Origin of the sequence: Brucella rhizosphaerae, from assembly GCF_002252475.1 — a bacterium.
Classification (GTDB): domain Bacteria; phylum Pseudomonadota; class Alphaproteobacteria; order Rhizobiales; family Rhizobiaceae; genus Brucella; species Brucella rhizosphaerae.
Genome location: NZ_NNRK01000021.1, coordinates 1 through 24,961 on the forward strand (window position 1 = coordinate 1; position 24,961 = coordinate 24,961).

A 24,961-nucleotide genomic window follows, 5' to 3' on the forward strand; every position below is an offset into this window, starting at 1 on the left:
GACAGCTATGCCCTCAAAGCAACAATCGGCTTCAGAACAAAGTGGTGAGAAGGCCGACATAACGGTCATTTGAACTCAACAGAGCGGAAAGCCACAAAGCAAACACCAGAGCCTCCTAAACCCATGGACCCATAACAGGGCCATGGGTTTGGATAGTTTTAAGCATTACGCCTAATGGATTTTTGCCTCAAGTTTGCTGGCACCACCATCGATGTTAGCGCATTGAAAAGATACTTATCGCGGATGTACGCCGGAACCCTCGAAAAATTCCATCGTCCACAACGAACAACTGCAATTACGAATTCTCCAACAACGGGACCGAATGCTTCATGATCCGGTTGAGTTCTGTTGCGATAAAGAAATATTATTATTTCACGGAACTCTAGGATAAGATATCCTGGGAAATGGATCTAGTCGTGTATATCACGTACATTGGCAAGGTATATATAATCTATCAACGGCGACTGCTGTGGCTATGAGCGCTGCAAGCCATTGATGTCAAATCCAACAACGATCTTGTCAATTATGAGAAGACGTAAGTGCCGCCCGTCAGGTCTGCATAAACATCCGCGTTCCATTTTCAGTTCAACGCCTGAACCTTGCATGGGCTTGATCAAGTCCGGGCCTTGCTCGGTTTGTACCGGTAAAGCCTACATCTGTATAAATGCGATCTGTCATGACACCAAGTTTCAACAAGGAATAGGGCACGGCGACGGATTGTACTGGCACAGGCGCCTCCGAATTTCCCAACCCATTCGCGCACTGTCCTATGAGTGACGATGATTCCTCAATAAGCTAGCAAATCCTCAACAATGCGAAAGCTTAGGGAAAGCGAAAATTCGACCATACGGCATCCGCAATGTTTCAATTGGAAAACAATGACAGTGATAAACGAGGCGCCAGGGTCGATCATTCCCTTTTACCTCCGATTTCTTTACGCCACAATTAAAGTTCCAATGCCAACGTAGGGCAGATTATCGGCCCTCTCATGGCAGATGCATTATACCCAAGAACTGCATCTTTCGATAGCTCGCTCATGGTCGCGGCTGTTGCTCTTGTCATTGGGTCTATCCTCTGTCTCGCTCCGCCAGCGCGGTCATTGACAAAAGCTGCCCCAAGCTAAGCACAGCCGCTAATTTTGAACCCGCGATGAACGAAGAGCCTGAACCGTATGATGCAGACCACTGCCATGCGCTCCTTTAAACCACCAGACATCCCCATCGCGGATGTCGGTCTGTAAGGTTTTCTGGAGTTGATCAAGTGTTTCAAAGTGGTGCCCCCGTTGCGCTTCAGGTAATTCCTTCCAGAACTCGCCGTAAGCCTGACCAACCGCATAGACCTGTTCAATGGGAAGGCCGGCAATAACATGCGCAAGACGTGTATGGATCGCTGTTGAATTTTGTCCAAGCTCAAGCATTTCACCCAAAACCAGAACGCGACGAGATGCTTTCATTTCGGCGGCGAGCGCTTCAGCTGCGGCTAACATTGCTATCGGCGCTGCGTTGAAAGCATCGTCAACGATCATCGCTTTGCCGCCCGACAATGCAGAGACATAGAATGGTAGTCCACGACCAGCGGGTGGAGACCAATTCTCCAGTATCTTCGCTGCAGTCCGCCAATCCTCACCTGCCGCTGCTAAACAGGCCAAAGTTCCAGCAACATTGACAGCCTGATGTCGCGCACCAGGAATTAGCTTAAGCTTTAATTGTTCATTGCCAATTTTATATTCGGCTGCGCCAGACGAAGAATCAAAGTCAGTCAGCCTCCAGTCGGCAGATTCGTGTGCTCCATAGGTGATAATTTTCACCCCTTTACGCTCCGCATGTCCCCTTACACGTTCATAAAGTGCCGTGTCACGGCAGATCACGGCAGTACCATCCGGTTCTAGTGCGCGGATCACGGCGGACTTGGCGTCTGCAATGCCTTCGATCCCGTTAAAAGCTTCCAAATGCGCTTCAGAAATGTTGGTCACTATTGCAATGTTTGGCCTGAGCACGGGTGCCGATCGTGTTGCGTGTCCGACAGCAACTTCCTGAACAAGATGACTATGCTCGGGCTTGAGCGCTGTCATTGTGCGCATAACCCCCATGAACATGTTCTGATTGCCGGTTGTACCCAATATTCCTTGATCAGCATGTAATCTGCTAAGGGTGGACAGCAACATGCTATTGACGCTCGACTTGCCCGCACTTCCCGTAACGGCAAAGCAAGTGCCTTTAAAAGCGTCACGACGCATACCTGCAAGTGCTTTGGTGGTGTGCGACCATCTCTGATCATGAATATGCGGCACATCCGAAAGCGGCGGCTCAGGAACGATCCCTATCGTTGCGACGATAGATGCTTTGTGCTTTTGCAACTGCGCTTGTGTCAGTCCCATAGGACCGTCTTCGGTTTGAACAATTGCAACTGATTGATCGTTCAACGTTTCAACCGAAAATGAAATAGCATTAAACTTGACCGCATCATTGCTTTCGGACAGTCCGCTACCCGGACCTAATAGCCGCCTGATTTCTCCCAACGTCGAGGACATTGGTTGGCTATTCTTTACCGGTTTAGCCGCATCTCTCAAAAGATCGCACACACTTCCAAAATCGGAATCGCGACGAGAACCTTTTACAAGCACAACATCATCTCGTTCCAATATCGGATAGAGGAACTGAGCCAATTCCTTAGCCGTAGAAAAATGCGGCCCGAGGATGCTTATGGGCAGTTTCTCACGCAGAAAACGCATTTCATCGCCATGAGTGAGAACGATCCTCGGATTCGCCGTAAGCAATGGCTCTGCAAGGCTCTCGTGGAGCTGCTTACCCATCTCTCCCAAGTGTACAATGCGCCCAAGAACCGCAATTTTACGACCCTTGTTAGCCGGCGTGATATTTTCCAGAACCGATATCGCATTGAGCATCGAACTGACTTCGGCATTCCAGCTATCATCAATGATTGTTGCCACGCCGCTGGAAAGAAGCGGAAGCGAAAAACGCTGCAGTCGACCCGTCTGCACGGCCAACCCCATCAGGCTGTTTGTCATCCTGGTAACGTCATGACCCATTGCATAAAGGACGCAAAGTGCTGACATCGCGTTCGTAATCATGCCATTTCCCGGCAATGGAATTTCCAGAACCCCTTCCGATCCATCAGGGGTGCGGAAGCGTATCGTACTGGCTTCAGCATTCATCTGCCGGTCGATGATACGCATTGTGGCGCGCGCGCTCTCGCCGAAAATAATGATTTTCTTCGCATGATCGCTAGCTTTGGCCAGAATATCATCAAAACACGCCAGATGATCGCCGATAACAGCCACGGCTTGTCCGGTCAGCCCATCAAAAATTCTGGATTTCCATTTTGCAACATCGCTAAGAGATTTAACCCGGCGATCGGACTGAGACATTCCTATTTCGGTCACCAGAGCAATTGTTGGCTCAATGAGGCGCGTGACCGGGCCTCTTTCCATCCAAAGCGCGCTTTGGGCGATTTCCACAATTGCAGCTTTGTGGTCGAGCGACAGATTTGCAAACAGTGCGGGTGCACCAACCCGTGAATTGTAATTATCGTAGCTGGAGAGTATTTTTTGATCTCGTCCAAGCATCTCACGGATCATGCTGACGGTCGTTGATTTTCCAACAGTTCCCGTTACCGCGATGACATCATTTTTGTATCGCTTGCGCGCGGCAATGCCCAATTCAATCAATGCTTTGATGGGATCTGCGACTTGCAAAAGTGGAAAATCGTGCGAAAGGCCAGGAACCGGCTTGGTGACGATTGCGCCCGCAAATGCAGCTTCATTTTTTACGAGCAAGCTGTGCGTGTCCATACCGGATCGCTTCGTGGATGAATATTGTTCATGAAAAGCAAGGTGTTCAAATTCCGACGCGATATAAAGTGTTGGTCCGTCGACGAATTTTTGATGTGTGAGACCCCGTATAACGGAGCGGACAAACCAGTTGGGAGGTGGTGCCACAAGCCACTTTCCGCCTGTGACTGTGGCCAGCTGACCGGCTGTCCATGTCTGGCCCGATAAGCAATCATCAATGCTGTCGTCATGCTGCTGCCGGTAAATTCTTGAGCTGGATGCAGCCACCACTGGCTGCTTCACAACTGGTGTCGGAAGATTGGGGACGGCGAGCTGAATATTAAACGGCAGCGCAACCGGAGCCACCTCATAGGTTTTCGACACGATACCGAGAGTTAGTTGCAGATCGACATTCTCCCAATCCTTCAAATAAGGAGGACGTAAACCATAGAAATCCCGGTAAATCTGGCCCGGCTTCCATGAAGTAGTTGGAGCAATCCAGTCACACGGATCGTGATCCATGGAACGCCCCCAGGGGCGCATTCGTGTGGGCTCTAAAGGGACTGCCTGAATGTCAAGCCGAACGTCCTCATCGATAAAACTATCAGTGCACCAGAACGTCTCAACCCAGAGCATCCGTCGGTCGGTAAATTTTTGCGGTGAAACGCGAGCACCCAATAAGGTCAACGGGCCAATTTGAACCGGAGGAATACGCGCATCATCTGGTACTTCGTCCGGGTTCCAGCATTTATCGAGTTCGCAGGTAAGAGCCTCTGGCAGGCAATGTTTCTCACTCACTGGGGTAACTCGATCAGTAACAATTTTTGGCGTCGCTCGCGTTTCTGGTGAAAGATGCACAATGCCTTGCCCTGATGCACTTACCTGCATTTGTGTGCCTGCATTCAAGCATTGCGTTGCAAACTCCTGCGCGGCTTTGCATGCCTCCTGGCCCTCCAGCTGCCGTGTTGTACCAAAGCCACCGCTAAGCGGTGTAAAGATGACGGTCTCAACACCATTGGAACTTAGCTCCAGCGAAAACAGTCCCGATTTCGTCGGCTTGCTCTGAATGGCATCAAACAAAAAATCGCCCGCATCGTGGATAATCGGGCGGCCACTATAAATTTCGACAGCTTGAAGCAGATGTGCTGATGCACCCAATACAGCATCGGCACCCGCCTCTATAATCGCGTGGCCCACCGCTACTTCATCAGCCGATGGCTCCGCTCTCAGATTGTCACCCCAGTGGACCGCAACAAGCACTACGTGTGCTTGCTTACGAGCATCGTTGATCCTTGGCGCCAGCATGTCGAGCCAGGCTTGGGGATTACTCAAAGACAAATATGCCGAGCCCGCGGTATCTTCTGTTGCGGCAAACCGATGTTGCGTCGCATCGACAGAAAATATTGCGGCCTTCAGATCTCCCACCTGTTTGATGACAGGAGTGAAAGCAGCATTCCGGGTTTCCCCCGTGCCGACTGATGAGATACCCACTTGCTTCAAGAACCCGGCCTGCTGCTGCAATGCCTGCGGCCCATAATCCCCGCTGTGATTATTCGCGGTGGCAACCAAATCAATTCCCGCCCAGGTCAGGATTTCGAGCATTTGCGGCCGTGCTCGATAATAATATGGACCGCCTTCGCCTTTGTTGACACCTTGTTCGCCAAGCGTTGAGACGACACACTCCAAATTGATTATCCGAAGATCCGCTTTTTCAAGTTGCGGAATGTTCAATATATTCCCGACACCCAGTTCACTGAGCCGGTAATGCTGGCGGCGCCCAAGGTTAACGTCGCCACCCCAGGCAACAATTGGCCCCTTCGGATCAAAAGCATCCGCTAGTCCGACTGCGGCGTCCGATGCCCAGGGAGCCTTCCAATCAGAAAGTTTCAACCGATAATGTCGATAGGCGATCAGCCCGGAAAGATAATGTTCCACATCGTCAATACGCACACGAAATGCGTGGTGGCGGATGAAGAAGCTTCCAGCTATTCGGGCCGGATTAGCAAAAAACATAGCGATCTCGGGCCAGAAGTGCCCGTTCATGAGATAATGAGCGCGAGTTTCAAGCGCTGTGTAAAATTTTTTCTTATCGATGGTCGCCACAAGGTCGCTCAGCGAGCTGTCTGCTTCGAGCCGCGCAATCATTTGCTGCGCTGCCATCATAAGCTCCAGCAAAGTCGGAAAAGTGGTAATCCGTTCTGTCACGAAATCCAGATAGTCGGCAAAATTCTTCAGCCCAAACTCATAATAGCGACGCTCGGGTTTGTATCGCGTCAGTTCGTTAACCGCATAAGCAAGCCAATGATCGTGGGCTTTCCAGTGATCGGCCTCAATAAAATAATCGACGGCTCGTTCAACGCAATTCAGCCATCTTGGATCTTTGGTAAGCGCATAAAGCCGCAACAATCCGAAGGCGGCTTCACCATCATAATAAATGGTTCTGAAGTGTGCTTTCACGTCTAATGTGGGATACTGTAGAACATGGGCGAACTGTCCTGTCGCAGGATTTTGCATGAGACAAATCGCAAGAGCCAACTGTTCAAGAAGGGCATGATAGCGCGACGTCTGATGAAGCTCGCTATACTTCACGAGAGCCAACAAACAGACCGCATTCCCGCCCAGCTTCACCTCGTCTTGGGCATCAACAAGGACGGTGATTTCCTGCCCCTCATGTAGGACAGTTTTAATCAACTTTTCAGTTAGGTACGAAAGGCCGCGTTCAATGGCTTCTCCAAGCCCATCGTCACGCGTGACCTCATAGGCTTCAATCATCGCGTATAGTGAGCTCGCATGGCGCAACGCATTGTAAGTCTTGATTTCACGATCAAAACAAGGATGCCAACCATAGATGAAGCGGCCAGTCTCCTGCGTCTGCGAAGCAAGATAACGACTACCTCCCGCGATCAACTCATCAATATCTTTTAATTCAAGTGTTTCTATATTTCGGCGACTGCAATTCTGCCCCTGTCCCTCAATCTTATAGATCGTGGGCTCACCAGATGTGAGGAACACGCCCCGCGTCGAAAAGCGAAATACAGTATCTTCATCTGAGATTGAAAATTTATCTTCGCCGTGGCGGAGTTTTAGATACCGGTCAAAGTTTGCAACATTAAAGACGCCGCTTACGGTGTCTCCGCCGCCATAGAGAACGGCATTCGCATTAATTTCCGTCTCAAGCAGGGCAATGTGGAACTGCCGATCAAACGAAATACCAAATCTGAAATAGTTGCGTTTGGTGGCTTCGATCTCTGACTTCAGCTTTTGCCAACTAAGAGCTTCCACACTGTTTGGCCATTCGATACGCAGCCATTCGATTTCAAACGAATTGCGTAGCCACGCTTGCGTTGCTTTTTCTATGAGCGCTTTCCAACAATCTTCTATGCTTGTGGCCGAAGCGTTAACTGTTATCGCCCGACGCTTTCCGTCAGTCATGGAGAGAAAGAGTACGTAAGAGGGAGCATCTCCAGTTAAAGGTACGATATTTGTGAAAACCGCTTGCGTGGCGCGTTCTATCAGATCCACAAACTTATCTTGCATGCTCTCTTCCCCATTATGCTTAAACTACGTTAAAAGGGCATTGAACCTTCCGAATATTATTATTTGTCTTTCAGGTTGCCGTTGTCACAAACTGTTCACCAGATTTTATTCCATCTTTTGACATATTAGCCAACGAGAAAGCTTCCATTATAAATAAAATAATAACGTTACACTGATTTTTGGCGTGTCGACATGAGAGGTAAGTTTGTAGAAAACGAACTACACGCCCCGAATTAACGCAAACACATCAGCGCTGCTTCTGGATTTGATATGGGAACACGAAGTGACCATCTCTGTTATTTAGATCAATTTGCTAATGTTCGATGCTCGGACCGACAAAAGCCAAGATCGTAGACTGTGCTGCGGAGTTATTTGCCAAGCATCGCTTTGCACATACATCACTGCAACAATGAACATGATCTGGAACTGTCGTTGCAGCACAGGTCAATTCCCGGAAAAAACATCTAGAAACAACATAATTTTGAGCATTTGATTCCAATCAATGCCGCTCAGGCCCAACTTCCCCATACCCTTGAATATTCCTACATCTTTGGGGGCTGAGGCACATGAAACTGATTTGGAAAGCGGGAATTGCGGGCGCTGGCGCACTGGCCACAGCATGGCTCTTTGCGCTTTCGACACCCTATTGGCTGACACCCAGGCAGGAACAAGCCGTAAATATCAGCGACAAAGATCTAGTCGCCAGAGGTGAATACGTTGCTCATGCAGGCGACTGCGCAGCATGTCATAGCGCACCCGGGGGCAAAGCCTTTGCAGGTGGCTTGGGAATGCAAACTCCGCTGGGTACGATTTATTCGACCAACATCACGCCCGATAAAGAAACGGGTATTGGTAACTATAGTTATGCCGACTTTGAACGTGCTGTACGGCAGGGCGTGCGCAGGGACAACGTTCATCTTTATCCCGCGATGCCATTCGTTTCCTACACCGTCGTCAATGATGACGATATGAAAGCACTTTACGCGTTCTTCATGTCGAAAGTGGACGTAGTCAAGCAGGAAAACCAGTCAAGCACCTTGCCCTGGCCGACCAATATGCGCTGGCCGCTTGCTTATTGGCAGTTGTTTTTCGGCAATTCCCGTTCGTTCGAAATTTCCGCCGATACCGATCCGGTTGTTGCTCGGGGCGCATATCTGGTCGAGGGCCTTGGTCACTGCGGCGCATGTCATACACCGCGTGGCCTGGCATACGAAGAAACCGCTGTGAAGAATGATCCGAAGGGCAAGTTCCTCTCCGGCTCCGTACTCGAAGGCTGGTATGCGAAAAATTTGCGCGATCAGGATACGGGGCTTTCCACCTGGGCGGAAGACGAGATCGTAACCTTCCTCAAAACCGGACGTACTGAGCGAACAGCTGCATTCGGCTCTATGGCCGACGTTGTTCAACACTCAACCCAGTATCTTGAGGAAGAGGATTTACATTCGATTGCTCGTTATCTGAAATCACTTCCACCCAGTGAAGGACGCGAACGACAGTGGAAGCCGAAGGAAGATGTCACGACAGCTGCGCTTAAATCCGGCGATTTCAGTGCGCCAGGTGCCTTGTCTTATGTCGAACAATGTTCGGTCTGTCACCGTATGGACGGTAAGGGTGCTCCACGCATCTATCCTGCACTTGCAGATAACTCCATCGTTTTCGCAGACGATCCAAGTTCGCTCATTCAGGTTACGCTGACTGGCGGCAGAACGCCTGAGACCCCCAAGGACAAAATGGCTTTCACAATGCCCGGCTTCGCTAATCTACCAAACTGGCAGGTCGCTGAGATCCTCAACTTCGTCCGCAATGGCTGGGGCAATCATGGCAGCACCATCACAGAGCAGGATATCGCGCGCATGCGACGCGAAATTGCTCACAAGCCCGTTCACTATGTTCCGGAGAACAAGCAATGAAAACCAGTACGATTGTCGTTCTCGGCGCGGGTTTCGCAGTGGCGGTAACGGGCGGTGCTTTCGCCTTCAACCATTTCAGACCAATCATGGATGCTCCGGCATCCGTGACCTACGCTGTACTGGACAAGGATAAGAAGCAGGTGGGCACCTATGTCATTCCACCAGATCGGGATATTCTCAAAGAGCCCAATGCTCCCGCAATCATGCACGGAAAGCGACTGCTCAACGAAACGGCCCGGCTTCTGCCCGATAATGTCGGCAATGGATTGAATTGCAATTCCTGCCACATCGGTCAGGGTAAAGTGGATAATGTCGCCTCCTATATCAATAGCAGCAATTCCTATCCCGCGGTCATGCCGCGCGCGGGAAAAGAAGTCGATCTGGTGATGCGCATTAATGGGTGCTTTCAGCGTTCAATGAACGGCAAGCCGCTGCCGCCAGAAGGAACGGATATGACGGCAATGGTCGCTTACATGGACTGGTTAAGACAAGGTGTGACGAAAGGAACAAAAGTGGCGGTCCGAAATGCGGGGCCTATCGATGAAAGCCTTGTTCCCGATCCGGCCAATGGCGCAAGGATTTACGCCGCACAATGTTCGACCTGTCACGGTGCAGATGGCGAGGGCATGAAGGATGCAGCAGGCGATTATATATTCCCACCGCTTTGGGGTGACGAAAGCTTTAACATCGGAGCTGGTCTCGCGCGTACTTATAAAGCCGCGCAATTCGTGAAATACGCAATGCCGCCTGGACAGAACCACAATCTCCCTATCGGACAAGGTGGTGTTCTGACAGATCAGGAAGCTATTGATGTGTCCGAATATTTCACCCATATGCCGCGGCCCGATTTCGCCGGAAAGGTGAAAGACTGGCCAACCGGCAAGAAGCCGAAAGACGCACGCTACTGAGGCCGTAGAATACAGTAGCAAGCCTTATGAGCCAATGAGAACGCTCTGGACCGATATAGGGCCAGAGCGTCGATTTAATCATGCACAAAGTCGATGAAATTATGATGTTCCCGGGTCAGCCGATTGCCGATAGCCGCTCACGATATTTATCGACAATGACTGCGAGAATAATGACAAATCCCGTAATCATCTGACGCATGAAATCGCTAAGACCAAGCAAAACAAGACCATTGGCGAGTACCCCGATAATCACCGCCCCAAGAAGCGTTCCGAGAATAGAACCCCTGCCGCCTGTGAGACTGACACCGCCAATAATGACCGCGGCGATGGCGTTTAATTCAAAGCCAATACCTATGATTGGGCTCGCGACGTTCAGTCGTGCCATATAGATGATTGCACCGATCCCAACGGCTGCGCCAGCAATCGTAAATGCAGCAATTTTATACCAGAATACTGGATGCCCGGCCAATCGCACAGCTTCTTCATTGTTACCAATGCCATAAAGCAAACGGCCGAAAACAGTTCGATTGAGTACAAACCAGCCGATAGCTACCATCGCTAAAGCGACGAGAAAGGCAAGCGGTATCCCGAACAATGTCTGCGAGCCGAACGCGTTGAACGCTGGTGGAAAGGAATAGATCGCACGCGCGTCAGTTACCTGCAACGCAGCACCTCGCGCGATGTTCAGCATACCCAACGTCACGATAAAGGACGGCAATCCCCAGTAGGCGCTGATAAAGCCATTCACGAACCCACAGGCAATGCCAACAGCGATTGAGGCCAATGTCGCGAGTGCAACAGCTTCAGCAACGCCAAGTCCGGGCAGGTTCATAACCGTACCCCCAACCACGGCACAAAGCGCCAGAACCGAACCTACCGACAGATCAATACCGCCAATTAATATGACGAAGGTCATGCCGATTGCCAGAATGAGATTAATCGTGACCTGGGTAAGGATATTGGTGATGTTGTTGAATGTCAGAAAATGCTGTGTGGTCAGCGAGAAGACCACGATGAGCAGCAGGAGCGCGAGGGCAATGCCAGAGTCGCGCAAAATATTTGTGAACCGGACGGAGGAAGAACGGTTCGGAGCGACACTAGCCATGAGCTGCCATTCCTTGTGCTGAAACATGCTGTTGAGATTTTGAAGTCTTGTAAGCGAGATTAAGGATACGCTCTTCCGAGAACTCGTCGCGTTTCAATTCCCCGGTAATTGAATGATTGGCCATCACAAGAATGCGATCTGAAAGCGCCATTAGTTCCGGCAATTCAGAAGAAACGACAAGCAGCCCCTTTCCCTCGGCCGAAAAGGAACGAAGAAGCGAATAGATTTCCGCTTTTGCTCCAACATCGACGCCGCGGGTGGGCTCATCGAGCAAAAGGATCGAGGGGGAGCGGGCCAGCCATTTAGCTAAGACCACTTTCTGCTGGTTGCCGCCTGACAATGTTGCAACCCGGTCAGAAAGTGTTCCAAACTTCAGTTTCAGATCAGAAGCTTGTTCTTCTGCCAACCGGAACTCCGACTGGCGATCCAGAAGTCCAAACCGCGATACGGCTTTCATATCGGCAAGACTGATATTTGCTGCTATCGGCATTTCGAGGATCAGACCTTCGTCTTTGCGATCCTCCGTAACGAAGGCTATCCCCGCTTCAATGGCTTCAGCCGGAGAACGAAACAGGGTCCCGGCACCTTGAATGGCAACCTCACCAGAAAGAGCTTTATCTATCCCGAAGATCGCACGCAGCAATTCTGTACGGCCAGCACCGATCAATCCACCGATGCCGAGAATTTCTCCCTTATGCAGGGTGAAGCTCACACCTTCCGGGTTGGACGATTTCACATGTCTCAACTTATCCACACGCAACAGCACTTCTGTCGTCGCTGCTGAGGGAACTTTCGCATGCATCGGGTCGACCAGATTGCGCCCGACCATACCTTGAATCAGATCATCGCTATTTGTTTCACTGATCGGTTTCGTAAACACGGTCCTGCCATTGCGCATGACGGTGACCTGCTGACAATGATCAAATATTTCATCCAGATGATGGGAAACAAAGACGATCGCTACCCCCCGCGCTTTCAATTGATCAAGAAGCTCGAACAGGCGGCGTGCTTCATGCGCGGTCAATGTCGCTGTCGGTTCGTCAAGGATCAGAATGCGACTATCGCTCATCAGCGCCCGAGCAATCTCAACAAGCTGACGATGTGCAATACCCAGCCGCTCGACCGGTACAGTTACATCGACTTCATCAAGGCCGATGGTATCAAGGGCAGCACGGGCTTTTTGTTTCAAAGTCGGACGATCAAGGATTCCAAAAGCATTTCTTGGCAAATTCTCGAAGCAGATATTCTCTGCGACAGACATGTAAGGAAGCTGACTGAATTCCTGATGAACAACCTGTACGCCTGCCTGCTTTGCCTCTCTTGGTGAGGTTGGCTCATACAGCTTACGATCCAGTGTCATGATGCCGTCATCACGCTTGATGATACCGCTCATTATTTTGATAAGCGTCGATTTACCTGCACCATTCTCGCCCACGAGCCCGTGAATCTCACCTGGTGTCAGGTCAAGATCAACGCCGTCCAGGGCAACAACGCCGCCGAAGCGTTTCCGAATCCCTTTGAGTGATAGGACCGGGGCCGATTGCGCGTTAACGCCGTTCTCGCCCATAGCTTTTCTCCGGTTGAACGGTGGTGGCTCCAATCGATTGAAGCCACCACTTTGACTGAGATTATTTCAGCTTATCAGCCGTGATCAGCTCAACGTCGGTTTTGACCCAACCCGTAAGCGGTGCGCCACCGGCAAACACTTCAAGCGCCTTATCGATACCCATGGCAGCCATCTGCGATCCAAACTGATCAACAGTCGCCAGCACCTTGCCAGCTTTGATTTCTGGCTCTATCGCCGGCAAATTATCGAACCCGACAACCTTGATATCGTTACGCTTGGCCGCATCCAGTGCTTTAACGACCCCAAGCGCCATGGAGTCATTTGCCGCCATCACACCCTGGATATCAGGATGAGCGGTGAGCATATTAGTGAATACCGAATTTGCTTCTTCGGTTTCCCAGTGAGCAGTACGGGAGTCCAATACTTCGAGACCACCCTCTTTTGCCGCATCATCAAAGCCAAGTTTGCGCTGTGCAGCATTGTCGGCACCGGGATTTCCCTCAAGCATGACGACCTTACCGCCCTTGCCGATCACTTTGGCAAGCTCATCGCCAGACATTTTGGCGCCCGCACGATTGTCAGGGCCAACAAAGGCAAGCTCAAGTCCTGCATCTTTCTTTGCCTGCGCATCCAATTCCACATCGATATTGACGACTACGATACCCGCATCCACTGCGCGTTTAAGCGGGGGAACCAATGCACGTGAATCTGCCGGAGCAATGACGATGGCATTCACACCCTGAGTAATGAAGTTCTCAACGGCGTTAATCTGGGTTTCAATGTCCGTTTCGGACTGCATACCCACTGCCTTCAACTCATAAGTGCCCTTTTCCTTATTATGGGCCTGGGCACCTTCGAGCATATTCTTGAAAAACTCGTTGGCGAGTGATTTCATCACAAGACCGACGACAGGCTTATCGGCAGCAAAGCTGGCTACCGGAGCTACGATCAATCCACTCGCGACAGTCGCGGCTGCAACAAAAGCTTTAAAGCGCATTCTTTCCTCCCCGTTCGTCGCATTCTTCGTCTTACGCAAGACCAGCGACGGTGTTGACGATTGGCCTAATGATACTCCCACGAGAAGCGTCCCGGGGGAATAGTTCTCCTACCCAATGGTCGGCATGTTTGTAACATGACAGCCATCCACCCAATCAAAAACAGAATAGAATTTTCGAGTCAATATGAAACGGTTCATTGTTGAGAAACGTGATTTCAAGAATAATGCTCCCTATTTTTGCGACTTCTCAAAAATTATGATCGATTATTATCATAGTATCGGCACTTGAGAGCCACTGGACAAGAGATTTTCCAGTTGTTACGTTTTGTTGATGAACCGTTTCATTTCTGGAATGTAACATTCTTCTGAAAAGGAGTGGACGGTTGTGGGAGAAGAGGAGGAGTTTTCAATGAGACGCCTGTTAACTGCAATATGCATCGCTACAAGCACTTTACTTGCATTACCGGCGTATGCCGCTTCTGAAAAAATGATCATCGATACCGATTTCAGCACAATTGGTGATGACGGTCAGGTTCTGATCATGGCTGCGCAACTCTACAAGCAGGGCACCATTGATCTCCTTGGCGTCACTGTCGTCACCGGCAATAACTGGCTGAAGCAGGAAGTCGCGGATGCACTTCGCGCCGTCGAACGCCTGGGCATAGAGGACAAGGTTGGTGTCTACGCGGGTGCCAATTTGCCTTTGGTTCATGATCCCCGCAGCTTTGAAAGTGAGCGAGCACTCTTCGGCTTTGGCGAGAGCTACAAGACAGCTTTCCATCGCCCCGAGCCATCCGAGAAAGACCTGATCGCTCCACCCGACGGCTTTGCAAAGAAGGCACAACTCGAGAAAGAAGACGCCGTCGATTTCATAGTCAATACGGTTAAGGCCAATCCAAACGAGGTAACACTGCTGGTTATTGGTCCAGTCACAAATGTCGCCTTAGCCATTCGAAAAAATCCGGAGATCGTGCCGCTTATCAAGCGTATCGTCTACATGGCGGGCGCGGTTGATGTGAAAGGCAATACGACGCCCGCAGCCGAAATGAATGTCTGGGTCGACCCTGAAGCTGCACGTATCGTTATGCGCGCGCCAATTGATCAGGCTATGATCCCGCTCGATGTCACGGATATTACGCAGCTTGATAAAGAAACATTTGATCGCGTCACTGCAGGTGACGGTCCTGTGCAAAAACTTTTTGCTGACAGCTGGATGGCCAAGACTTTTGCAAAGGACCCTAAAGCCGGGGCTAGCGTCTTTGATACACTGGCCCTGGCCTATGCGATCGACCCAAGTTACGCGACAAAAGTGGACGATCTTTATATGGATGTCGACATCGCTTTTGGCCCAAGCTATGGGCGTACTCTCGGCTATTGGCAAAAGCAGCCGACGCCACTATTGCAAAAGATGAAAGTCGTCAAAGAATTCGATAAGCAGCGGTTCTTTGATCTTTATGTAGACCTGATGCAGCGCCCGGTGCCGATCAAATTCGACAAGTAGAACTTAAAGCGGTTCCGGTTAAGACTGAAGTGCTGGAGTCGCTCTATCTATTTGTTTTTACGCATTATCCAACACAAAACCGCTTCGTACTTTTGCTGGAAATGCTTTAATCTCTTGCCTCTCAGGATTAACCTGGAGGCAAGAAAAAATATGCGGGGCACTCATCAATGGCGACGATAAAGGATGTTGCGAAACGAGCTGGCGTATCGGTCGGCACGGTTTCGCGCGTACTTAGCAACAATCCTTCCGTCACCACCAAAATGCGCGAGGCGGTCGGAGAAGCGGTCGCGGCACTCGGATATAGACCGAACAATCTGGCACGCGGCCTGCGGCGCCACCGCACCAACATGATCGCCCTCGTCTTACCCGATATAACCAATCCATATTTCTCGGAATTGGCCCAACGCATAGAAGCGGCGGCCTATAGTTATGGCCATCTGGTTGTTCTTGCAGACACGCACGGCGATCCGGCCCGCGAGGAACAACAGATACTGGGCTTAAGGGCTCACTTGCCCGCAGGCTTTCTGGTTATTCCAGTAAATGCCGACTCTCCGAGCTCTTTGACCGGCTCCATTCGCACCATTGCACTTGATCGCCCCTATGGAAATCATCCGCTCATCGCGGTCGATCATTATGCTGGCGGAGAACTGGCAGCGCGTCACCTGCTCGGGCTGGGACACCGAAAGATTACCTATATTTCTGGCCCGTCCAATCTGACCATCTCTGCGGAGCGGCGGAAAGGGTTCCTGGATTACTGCCAACACTCCATTCAGTCCGGAGAAGTCGAGATGGCAATGCCAGAATTGATGGAAGCGGGTTTCGACTATAATTCAGGCGAGGCATTGGCCTCAAAACTCTTCATGCGAAAGCGCGATGATCTGCCAACGGCTATTGCAGCCTCTAGTGATCAGCAGGCCATTGGCATCATGCGTGGAGCATCCGATTACGGGATTTCTATCCCGCGTGATGTTTCTATCATCGGCTTCGATGATATTCCGCTGGCGCGCCTCACTACCCCTCGCCTGTCAACAATCGTTCAACCCGTGAAAGCAATCGCAGAGAATGCTGTCGCTGCCCTGCTCGGAACAGATATGCCGCAACGCTCAATGTTGCTCACGCCGACAATAAAACTGCGTGAAACGACGATAAAACTCTAAACACACTGGCCGTCCAGCCGCGCAGTGCCGACATTTGTGTTCTACCCATCATCAGTGAAGGCAAATGTTGGGGCAAAAACGACTATGATTTGTCGGAGCGCTTAAACTGCTCGTAAAGTTCATCAAGGTGTTCAACAAGAAACTCCGCAAACCTCGGCCCATCGGTCGCACTGAGCGAAAGCACCGCTTTTTTCTCTGTTCTTTTCAAAGAAGCGTCAACGGCTTGATCGTCGGCAATCCACTGGCGTACCGGGAACGCGTTCGATGACGACGTCGATACCTTTTTTGATGCTTTTTGCGTTTCAGCCGATATCTGCTCAAACACCTGTATGAATCTATCATCCGAGTTGGCCGCTCGGAATGCCGGCCTATTGATCAACTCTTCAACTGACGAGAAAGTGTCCGACAACTGCCAGCGCCTCGAAAACTCTTCCCAGCGGCCTCTCCCAATCCCCGGTGCCTTGCCGATCGCAAAAAGGACAGGCCGATCAACCAACGAGCCAATTTTTATCATCTCTGAAACGTGAGACTTGCCAGTCGACAATGAAGAGCAAATTGTTTCCCGTTTATACCCGGCATCGGCCTGTGCTACCGCGAAAAGGCACTTTTCAATGAACGAAAGGTCTTCGCGAGCAGTGTTCTCCTCGCCCTGAATGATAACGGCTTCTTCATCGCTCAACTCGCGCATGGCAGCCTTGAACTTCAGGCCAAGCTGTTTCGCTGCTGCAAGACGTCGCCGACCATAAACTATCTGGAACTGATCCGGACGCCCGGGAACCGGGCGCACAAGTCCGGGAACTATCTGCCCTCTTTCCTGAATGGATTGAGCAATTTCCGCAATAGCTTCCGCATCATAGGCCGCATCAAAACGATCCATGATTGAGGAAGGCATAATGGCGGATGGGTCGAGTTCGACAATCACCTCTCCCTGATGGAGCAGCCGCTCCGCCATCTCGCTTCGTTCCTGCATCTGTCGAACACCAGCCGCGACCTTCATCAAATGAGGCGATGACGACCGTGGCGTAGGCTGCTCCTTTGACTTCTCTTCGTCGAGTTTTCCGAGAACGGCAGCGAACATGCCTTTTGAATCTTTACGGCTCATTGCTCACGTCCCCACGCACTGGTTATCAGGCTTTCGATTTCTGCATTTGCAGCATTGATGGATTCAATAGCGCGATCATACGTTTTTGGTGCCGAGAAGCGCGATCGTTGCACTTCGTAAAGACTTTGCTTCCAGGTCAAAGCATCAGCAACCGCGGTTGATTTGACAACCATGTTCAACAAAAGATCATCACCGAAGACCTGTCGCATCAACGCCTGCATATTGGCCTGCGGATGATCATTGCCTTCAAACTTCGTAATCAGGAACTTTGCAAAATCCCATTGAGCACCAGCTCCCGCATCATCAAGAATCTGCATATAAGATGCGGCAAGCTCCAGAAATTTGGCAGTGGAGTCCACGTCCAACATATGAGCCGGCACAGGAATGAGAACCCCGGTCGCGGCCGTCAACGATGAAAGAGTGAGAAAGTTAAGCGATGGGGCGCAATCAAGAAGAATAACGTCATAATCATCACTCACTGTTTCCAGGGCCTGAGCGACGCGCAGCAGAAATCCCGTACCAGCAGTTTTGCGCATTTCAAGCGCAACAGCAGTTTCAAATTCTGTAAGTTCAAGCCCGGCACAAATGACGTCGAACCCAGCAATATGGGTTTTGTGAATAATTCGGGCGGCCGGAATTGGCTCTTCAAACCTGATAGCTGAATAGAGCGTCTCCCCATCACGATAATCGAAGCCGGGCAACGCACCATGAAGGCTTGTTAAAGATGCCTGAGGATCCATATCCACGGCCAGAACACGATACCCCTTCAAGGCAAGCCAATGACCGAGGTGAATTGCGGTCGATGTTTTCGATGAGCCACCCTTGAAATTGGTAACCGCTATCGTCTGACATTCTTCGTTCCCCGTTCGCTGCGGATTGATCGATTTCTTTCGACCCTTTTCAGCGAGAGACACGCGGAGCTCTGAGACCTGTTCCAGCGTATAAAGACGACGACCATGAGGATTTGCCTCCGGCGTCGGCCCCTGCCCCTTTAACGAAACTTGTCTGATATAGGCTTCGGTTACTCCGAGAAGGGCTGCCACTTCGGTGGAAGAGAACTTGCGCATAGAGCGCGGTTCATCCGGCGGATATTGCGCGAGCGAAAGATTATTAAGCGCCTTATCGAGTTTGTTTGAAAAGGTACTCATAAAATGGAGACTGCTTAGATGGCGAGACAATGAGAGCTTCCCTCCAGATCGCACAAAAATTTTATTGCCAGCGATATATGAAGAGTATAGTTCGCCCAAACTACGCAAACAAGCCGAATTACGGAATTTTCGCGTAGTTAGCCTCGATGCCATTTTGATGGAACGATCGTTATGTAACAGTTCCCAGCTGGGAACTTCCTCGGCAATCATTCCCGGATGAGCTCTAACGCATTACATTTCGACATAACCGCGCTTACGTCGCTTGCAAACGGCCTGATCAAGAGCAACACGAGCCCGAACCTCGCTTTCATATGTGTGCAGTAAACTTCGGCCCTTTGTGCCTACCCTGCCCCATCGCCGGACAAGGCTCCATTCGCCAAACAAAGTGGGTTGCAAAGAGACAGTATAGAACCGGCGCATGTTGCATAGCGCTTGAACCTTGCGAAAATGAAATTCATGCTGCTGAGTTGAAACAATGTTTGTGAACATGGCGTCAGCATCGGCGATGTCTTATTTTCTGTCCAACGAGTAATTTGAATCAATCGGCTGGAATCGATTCATGACGCTGATGGTTTGCTCAGGATCATGTGTTCGCGGCAGCAGTCATATTACAATGGAATTGCTGCTCGATGGGCATTCGTTCAGAAATTCTACGCCGTGGATAAAAATATTGCCTGGAGGCTAAGAAAGATGCTACATTTTCGAGGATACCATTATGATCACTCATTACATGTGGCCCTGGTTTACAGTGGCAGTTTGATCCTTGGTAAGCCTCAAAAATCAACCTTAATTTTATCAGCAGAAACAGAGTCACAGTAACGCAAGTTATTGTAGATTTGACTTTCACGTGACTAAAATTTCGGTTTATTTTCAAGTTGATAGAAAGTGTCAAATAGTCCTGTCTATCTCCATTCTGAGCAGGTTTAGGACTTAGAATGTCAAATGCACTACCACGTGTTTCTAGTTAATCTAAACTCATAAGAAAAAGTGGCAAACCGGAATGTGCTTTCTATGTGTTGAAGCCTGCAATACTCCATCCCGTGAATTAACAGCCACTGCGCATGACCTGATCAGGGTCCGACATAAGAAGTCGATAGATGGATAAACGGCCTGACTGAGCTTGTTGCGTCAAAAACCTCAGATAACCGCCAGCAGATCTGATCCTGGCATTTCGTTGTAATATCCACGCGATGATTGCAGATGTGTTCTCCTGTCCCATTAATGCAGCAGCGTCATGATAAGCCGATTGAGCAATGCCGAGGAATTTGGCTACTATCCGACTGGCATCGCTTAGATCTCGCCATGACGAAACATGGCCAGATGCATAATCGCGAATATCAGGGCAGGTGCGAAGGACCATGTCGAGATCTAAGCTCGAATGCTGGTGGGTCTTGTTTGCCAGGCTCAGTCCTGAATCGCTATGAGAAAGCTTTTGTGCAGGTTCTTTCAATTCAATGAATTGTTCTTTTTGATCTTCATAAAAGGATTCAGAATGTGATTCATTATAGTGCCGCTCATTTTGAGCGTGATTGTCGCTCAATTCAGTTGCATCGTTCAATGAATTCATATGGTTAGTTATATCGGCATGGAGCGCTGTCAAATTGTCCAAAATGTCGTTCAGTTCAGCTATGGAGGCGCGCCGCGGGATACCGTCAACGATGGCGCGGAACTGTTGATAAGAGGGTTCCCAGAATTTGGGATCAACCTCAGGAGGCGTGGCATCGTATAGCTGCGCAAGCTCTCGGCGCTGCAGTGTGAGCCTTTCACGCGTGCGTTTTAGAAGTTTGGTCTCCGCTTGTGTCTTTTCCGCAGCCGCTTCGATCTCTTTGGCACGCGTTAGCAAAGGCGCGAAGGAAAAGCCAAAAGCTTCCTCTACCGCACCCGTTTCTGTCTTGTAAGCATATCGCTTGCCATTTGGACTATCACGCCGCGCGATCACCCCAGCATCGATGAGAGAAGCCAGGTGTCTGCGAAGTGTGGATTCGGGCATGCCATGTGCTCTGAGTGACAGCTGACGATTGGATGGAAACACGACAAGGCCGGTCTTGGCGCTGATATCGTTTTCTGGATAGAACGACAGCAGCGCACTCAAAACTGCCAAGCAGCGGTCATTTAAACCAAAAACAGACTTGGCAACGCAGAGCTGCTTGTAAATAGCCCAGCGGTTAACTGACGTGGCTTTGCAACTGGTTGACGATGTAGCCGGGTTTTGGATACGCGCCATCGTTCGCCTACGAAATGTAGACGTCACATTCTCCAGACTGTACATTTTCCTTCACCTTTATTTAGGCAAAAGATATCCACCCGCCAAAATGACGTTTATGACTCTTGACAGCGATTCATGGAAATGCGATTCTCGTACTTGCTAAGGTTAGAGAAGGGCTTCCAACGGAAACGTTTTGGGGGCCTTTTTCTTTTGCGGTTATTCTCCTGAGTTGATCTTTGCTTGTCGGTATTCCACGTACAAGCGTTCGAGATGGTTCGTCAGCCACTCGCCAAAAATCTTCCCTTCAGAACTGGAAAATTCCAACGCTAAGGTCTTGGATTTTGATTTAGCAGTGACTTGTACAGTCTGGTCTGTTGATGACCAGCCATCATGAATAGGATCGCGGTTCTTCTGTTTGTTCTGAACCGTTTTGAATGCTAACTGAAAACGGTCGGCACTCTTGAGGCTGGTAAAAGCAGGTGACGCGAACAATGCTTTCAGCTTCTCTGTTACCCCACCGCTCAATTCGTTTGCGAAGCTTTCCCATTTAGGGCGGCCCACTCCGGGAGCGGCACCAATTGCCTGAACAACATCATCAGGTAGCTTGCGTGCGAGTGAGATCATTTCTGACAAAACACCTTTGGACGTTGTTCCAAAGGTCGACATGATGACAGCGCGTGACGTGCCTCTGTCTTCAAGGCGCATTGCAAAGAATGCCTTCTCGATGAAAGTAAGGTCCTTGCGCTCCAGGTTCTCGTTACCCTGAGCAATAACCAGTTGATCATCCGACAACTCACGAACGAACGCTTTGACCTTTTGCCCCAGTTTCTTCAGAGCGGCTACGCGCCTGTGGCCATAAGCAATCTGATAGCGCCCTGCCCGATCAGGATAGGGTCTGACCAATACGGGCACTGCCTGACCATTATCCCTAATGCTTTCAAGCAGTGCTTCAAAATCCGAACTATCGAAATCTTCGATACGGTCTTTTACGAACGACGCATCGATATCGTTGGCATCAAGCTCAACGATTAACGTGCCATCAGCAAGCGCGTGGCGCAGCTCTTCCGCTTCATGTGAGAGGCCAGAAATGGCATCATTCATACTTTGAAGCGCGCCCGACGTTGCTTGAGGACGACGAAAAGAGTTCTCAGCTGAGAACTCCTGCGTCGCCGTGATCGGCGTCAAAAAATCCTTGAGGGCATCGCGACGTTTGCTCATTTCCTACCCCATGCATCTCGTACCAGGTCTTCAAGCTCACTATTCACAGCATCCAAGGCTTCGATGGCCCTGTCATAGGTTTGCCTATGGAAATTCTCTCGGCCAACTTCATAGAGGGTCTGCTTGGTAATACCTGCATCAGAAATAGCAGCTGACTTGACCATGGAACTTGTGAGAACGCGATCCCCAAACAGGCCTTTGAGGAGGCCGGCAATTTGAGACTGAGAGCTGTCATTGGGCTCATACCGCGTAAGAACATAGCGGAACCAGTCATAGTTCGCGTTGCCACCTGCCCGTTCTACGACGTCGAACAGGCCAGCAGTCATATGTAGAAACTGGCTCATTGAAGCGACGTCGAGCATCTGCGGGTGAATAGTGACGAGCACCGATGTGGCTGCACAGAGAGCCGATAGGGTGAGATAACCAAGCGATGGGGGGCAATCAAGCACAACAATATCGTAATTGTCTTCGACGCTTTTCAAAGCGGCGCCAACGCGGGTAAAAAACATCTTATCAGCAGATCGCGCAGAGGAGGTGAGGGCACGAGGTGTTTCGTGCTCAAACTCCTGAAGCTCCAGATTTCCGGGAACTATGTCGAGACCGTTGAAATATGTCTTCTTGATTATGCTGCTGAGCGGTCGTTGCTGCTCATCATAACGGATAGCTCCATAAAGCGTTTCATTTGGCTCGAGGTCAAATTCAGGCTGAATACCAAACAAAGCGGAAAGCGATGCCTGAGGGTCCAAGTCCACCGCCAAAACTCGATATCCTCGCAAGGCAAAGTATTGTGCCAAATGAGCCGCTGTTGTGGTTTTACCGGAGCCGCCCTTGAAGTTGGTTACAGCGATAACCTGCATCCGGTCTTCAGAACTACGGTGCTGAATATAGCTCTTCTTGTTTTTTCCCAGGTGATCTCGCAATGCGTGGATCTGGTCCAGTGAGTAGGATCGGCGGCCAGCGGAATTTTTCTCTGCCTCGCCGATTACGCCTTCATTGACGAGAGTTCGCAGATAAACATCGCTGATGCCAATGAGCTTTGCCGCTTCCCCTGGAGCAAACTTTCGAAGCTCTTTCTGAGCGGTTGGTGGAAAAGCTCGTGCGCGGAGCTGTTGCAGCTGTGCGCTGAGGGTATCAGCATCCGCTTCGATCAGGCGCGTTAGCGACTTTTCGACTGTGTTTTGCTTTTCGGTGGCAATGGCGCTCTGGATCATTAAAATCGCTCAATAGGGATATTTGAAGATATGAGCGTCAAGATGACGGCTTCCAGCTGAGTCGTCAACAAGTTTAAGGTTAATGGATGGTTAACGCGGCCCTCTACCAAATTTCATCTGTGTAGTTGGTCGTGAATAATGCAGACTTTATGCATATCAAAGATTCTGACTTTCAGAATTATATCAGTTTCACCGGTTCCTTTCATTTAGGGGCGATGATTATTTTATGCATAGTTCCTGTTGCGGAAGCGCTCGTCTTTGTTTCGGATGGCCATGCGTGCATTGGGGCGTAGTGTCTTGGCTGGCATGTTGCAATTCGAGAAGGCGCACGTTTCGCATTCCGATATTCCGAGTGACAATTGACTCTAAGTTCTCAACTGAGAACAGGCTATAGAATAGATCGTTGATTGCGTGTGGGTCTGCAGCCGTTTGAATATCTGCTCGCCACGCACAGACTTCATCGAAATCGACCGCCATGTAGAAGTGCCTTTGCAATGATCAGCAGGATAACAGAACCGAGCACTGGAACCCGAGTTTTGTGTAACGAAATCGGTGCTAAAAGGGAATGGTCGACCGTTGCGCCTCTCTTTCCCTTAAGCTTACACAGGGGCTAGGATTTGCTAGCCTATCGGGGTCATCGTCACTCATGAGACAGTAGCGAATAGGCCGAGAAATTCAGAAGCGCCTATGCCAATGCAATCAGCCTCCATGCCCAGCGTTTTGGTGGCAAGTGGCGCCCGGATGAGCACGTTGTAACGATCAAACTCCACATCGTTATCCGTTGGGTCGGCAGAATAATAGTCTGGCTTTATGGATTCTTCTGTTTAACGCAGGCTGTCTGAAAGCAGGGTGCCCGTGATCAGGCGGTCATTTAAGAAGTGTAGTTACGCCATAACGCGAATGCATCGGTTCTCGCATGAGGGTAGGGCAGGGTAGTGAGTTTGTGGCGGCGACGGCGGAAAATCAGATTAATCTGATCATAAACGGAGGGGAATCTTTGCGCATGCCTTGGTGACTTGAACCGGCCAAATATCTTTTCTCGCTTCCACGGGTGTATATGCGAGACTTCAATTGCTTTAGTAAGCCTCTTACGGGCCCGATGGTTTGCGTCTGGCGAAAGGGTTCGAATTGGCTAGAGATAGCTTGGCAGTTTATCACCCACGGCAACTCGCGACTTACCAAACCGTGCCGTGAGACTATGCAGGGAACGCTTTGCCGCCTTCGTATTTTGGCGTGGCTGGACAAGTATATCGAGCATATTTCCATGTGCATCGATCACAAGCCAAAGCCAATGCTTTACGCCTTGGATTGAGATGACGACTTCATCGGCATGCCACTTGTCACAAGGAGCCGGTCGATCGCGTCGGACGTACTCTGCAAAATGCCGCGCGAAACCGATGACCCAAAGCCCGATCGCTTCTTGACTGACAACAACATCCCGTCCGGTTGGCAGCTCTTCGACATCTGCAGTACTCATATCAAATCTATGATGAGCCCAGACCACGTATGCGATGATTTCGCGAGCGAAGCGAAAGCCTTTTAGGTGTGGCATGGTGGATGGAACAGTCATTCAGCTCAAATAGCCCGACCGCAATCTGCAAATA

The 24,961-nt window shown here is 50.3% G+C and carries 14 protein-coding genes and 1 pseudogene; 4 read left to right on the top strand and 11 right to left on the bottom strand.

Annotation, left to right across the window (positions count from 1 at the left end):
* Positions 1-1,132 precede the first annotated feature (1,132 nt).
* The gene (locus CEV32_RS05350; protein ID WP_094574879.1) at positions 1,133-7,327 is read right to left on the bottom strand and encodes a Mur ligase family protein; all 6,195 of its coding nucleotides are present in this window, start codon (positions 7,325-7,327) and stop codon (positions 1,133-1,135) included.
* A 566-nt stretch (positions 7,328-7,893) separates the two neighbouring features.
* On the opposite strand from CEV32_RS05350, the gene CEV32_RS05355 reads away from it, so the two are divergent.
* Together CEV32_RS05355 and CEV32_RS05360 are read left to right on the top strand one after the other, a co-directional pair.
* Positions 7,894-9,237 (top strand): c-type cytochrome, encoded by a 1,344-nt coding sequence (locus CEV32_RS05355; protein WP_094574881.1) that lies wholly within the window; start codon positions 7,894-7,896, stop codon positions 9,235-9,237.
* On the top strand, positions 9,234-10,145 hold the full coding sequence (locus tag CEV32_RS05360; RefSeq protein WP_094574883.1) for a c-type cytochrome: 912 nt from the start codon (positions 9,234-9,236) through the stop codon (positions 10,143-10,145). The genes CEV32_RS05355 and CEV32_RS05360 overlap by 4 nt, the downstream gene beginning before the upstream one ends.
* A gap of 115 nt (positions 10,146-10,260) precedes the next feature.
* Here CEV32_RS05360 and CEV32_RS05365 read toward each other — a convergent pair whose 3' ends face one another.
* The 3 genes from CEV32_RS05365 to CEV32_RS05375 all read right to left on the bottom strand — a co-directional run bounded on the left by CEV32_RS05365 (position 10,261) and on the right by CEV32_RS05375 (position 13,814).
* Positions 10,261-11,250 carry an ABC transporter permease gene (locus tag CEV32_RS05365; RefSeq protein ID WP_167382746.1) on the bottom strand — a complete coding sequence of 330 codons (990 nt, stop codon included), beginning with the start codon at positions 11,248-11,250 and terminating at the stop codon, positions 10,261-10,263.
* The gene (locus tag CEV32_RS05370; RefSeq protein WP_094574887.1) at positions 11,243-12,817 is read right to left on the bottom strand and encodes a sugar ABC transporter ATP-binding protein; all 1,575 of its coding nucleotides are present in this window, start codon (positions 12,815-12,817) and stop codon (positions 11,243-11,245) included. Before CEV32_RS05370 ends, CEV32_RS05365 begins: the two co-directional genes overlap by 8 nt.
* A gap of 61 nt (positions 12,818-12,878) precedes the next feature.
* Entirely contained in the window at positions 12,879-13,814 is a 936-nt protein-coding gene (locus CEV32_RS05375; protein ID WP_094574889.1) for a sugar ABC transporter substrate-binding protein, read from the bottom strand.
* Positions 13,815-14,223: 409 nt separating this feature from the next.
* Here CEV32_RS05375 and CEV32_RS05380 point away from each other — a divergent pair, with 409 nt between their 5' ends.
* Positions 14,224-15,315, top strand: coding sequence for a nucleoside hydrolase (locus CEV32_RS05380; protein ID WP_094574891.1), 1,092 nt, complete (start codon positions 14,224-14,226; stop codon positions 15,313-15,315).
* A 167-nt stretch (positions 15,316-15,482) separates the two neighbouring features.
* Positions 15,483-16,472: a LacI family DNA-binding transcriptional regulator gene (locus CEV32_RS05385; RefSeq protein WP_094574896.1), complete on the top strand. Its 990-nt coding sequence runs from the start codon at positions 15,483-15,485 to the stop codon at positions 16,470-16,472.
* An 82-nt stretch (positions 16,473-16,554) separates the two neighbouring features.
* On the opposite strand, the gene repB (CEV32_RS05390) is transcribed toward CEV32_RS05385, so the two are convergent.
* The 7 genes and pseudogenes from repB (CEV32_RS05390) to CEV32_RS05425 form a co-directional block, all read right to left on the bottom strand.
* Entirely contained in the window at positions 16,555-17,574 is a 1,020-nt protein-coding gene (gene repB, locus CEV32_RS05390; RefSeq protein ID WP_094574899.1) for a plasmid partitioning protein RepB, read from the bottom strand.
* Complete coding sequence (gene repA / locus CEV32_RS05395) at positions 17,571-18,752, bottom strand: plasmid partitioning protein RepA (RefSeq protein ID WP_094574903.1); 1,182 nt, start codon at positions 18,750-18,752, stop codon at positions 17,571-17,573. Before repA (CEV32_RS05395) ends, repB (CEV32_RS05390) begins: the two co-directional genes overlap by 4 nt.
* 201 nt (positions 18,753-18,953) lie before the next feature.
* On the bottom strand, positions 18,954-19,211 hold the full coding sequence (locus CEV32_RS05400) for a WGR domain-containing protein (protein ID WP_094574904.1): 258 nt from the start codon (positions 19,209-19,211) through the stop codon (positions 18,954-18,956).
* A 556-nt stretch (positions 19,212-19,767) separates the two neighbouring features.
* Complete coding sequence (repC, locus tag CEV32_RS05405; RefSeq protein ID WP_094574906.1) at positions 19,768-20,991, bottom strand: plasmid replication protein RepC; 1,224 nt, start codon at positions 20,989-20,991, stop codon at positions 19,768-19,770.
* A 153-nt stretch (positions 20,992-21,144) separates the two neighbouring features.
* Entirely contained in the window at positions 21,145-22,146 is a 1,002-nt protein-coding gene (repB, locus tag CEV32_RS05410) for a plasmid partitioning protein RepB (RefSeq protein ID WP_094574908.1), read from the bottom strand.
* Positions 22,143-23,357 carry a plasmid partitioning protein RepA gene (gene repA, locus CEV32_RS05415; protein WP_094574910.1) on the bottom strand — a complete coding sequence of 405 codons (1,215 nt, stop codon included), beginning with the start codon at positions 23,355-23,357 and terminating at the stop codon, positions 22,143-22,145. Before repA (CEV32_RS05415) ends, repB (CEV32_RS05410) begins: the two co-directional genes overlap by 4 nt.
* Positions 23,358-24,228: 871 nt before the next feature.
* Positions 24,229-24,927, bottom strand: a pseudogene (locus CEV32_RS05425) (IS6 family transposase).
* Positions 24,928-24,961 lie beyond the last annotated feature (34 nt).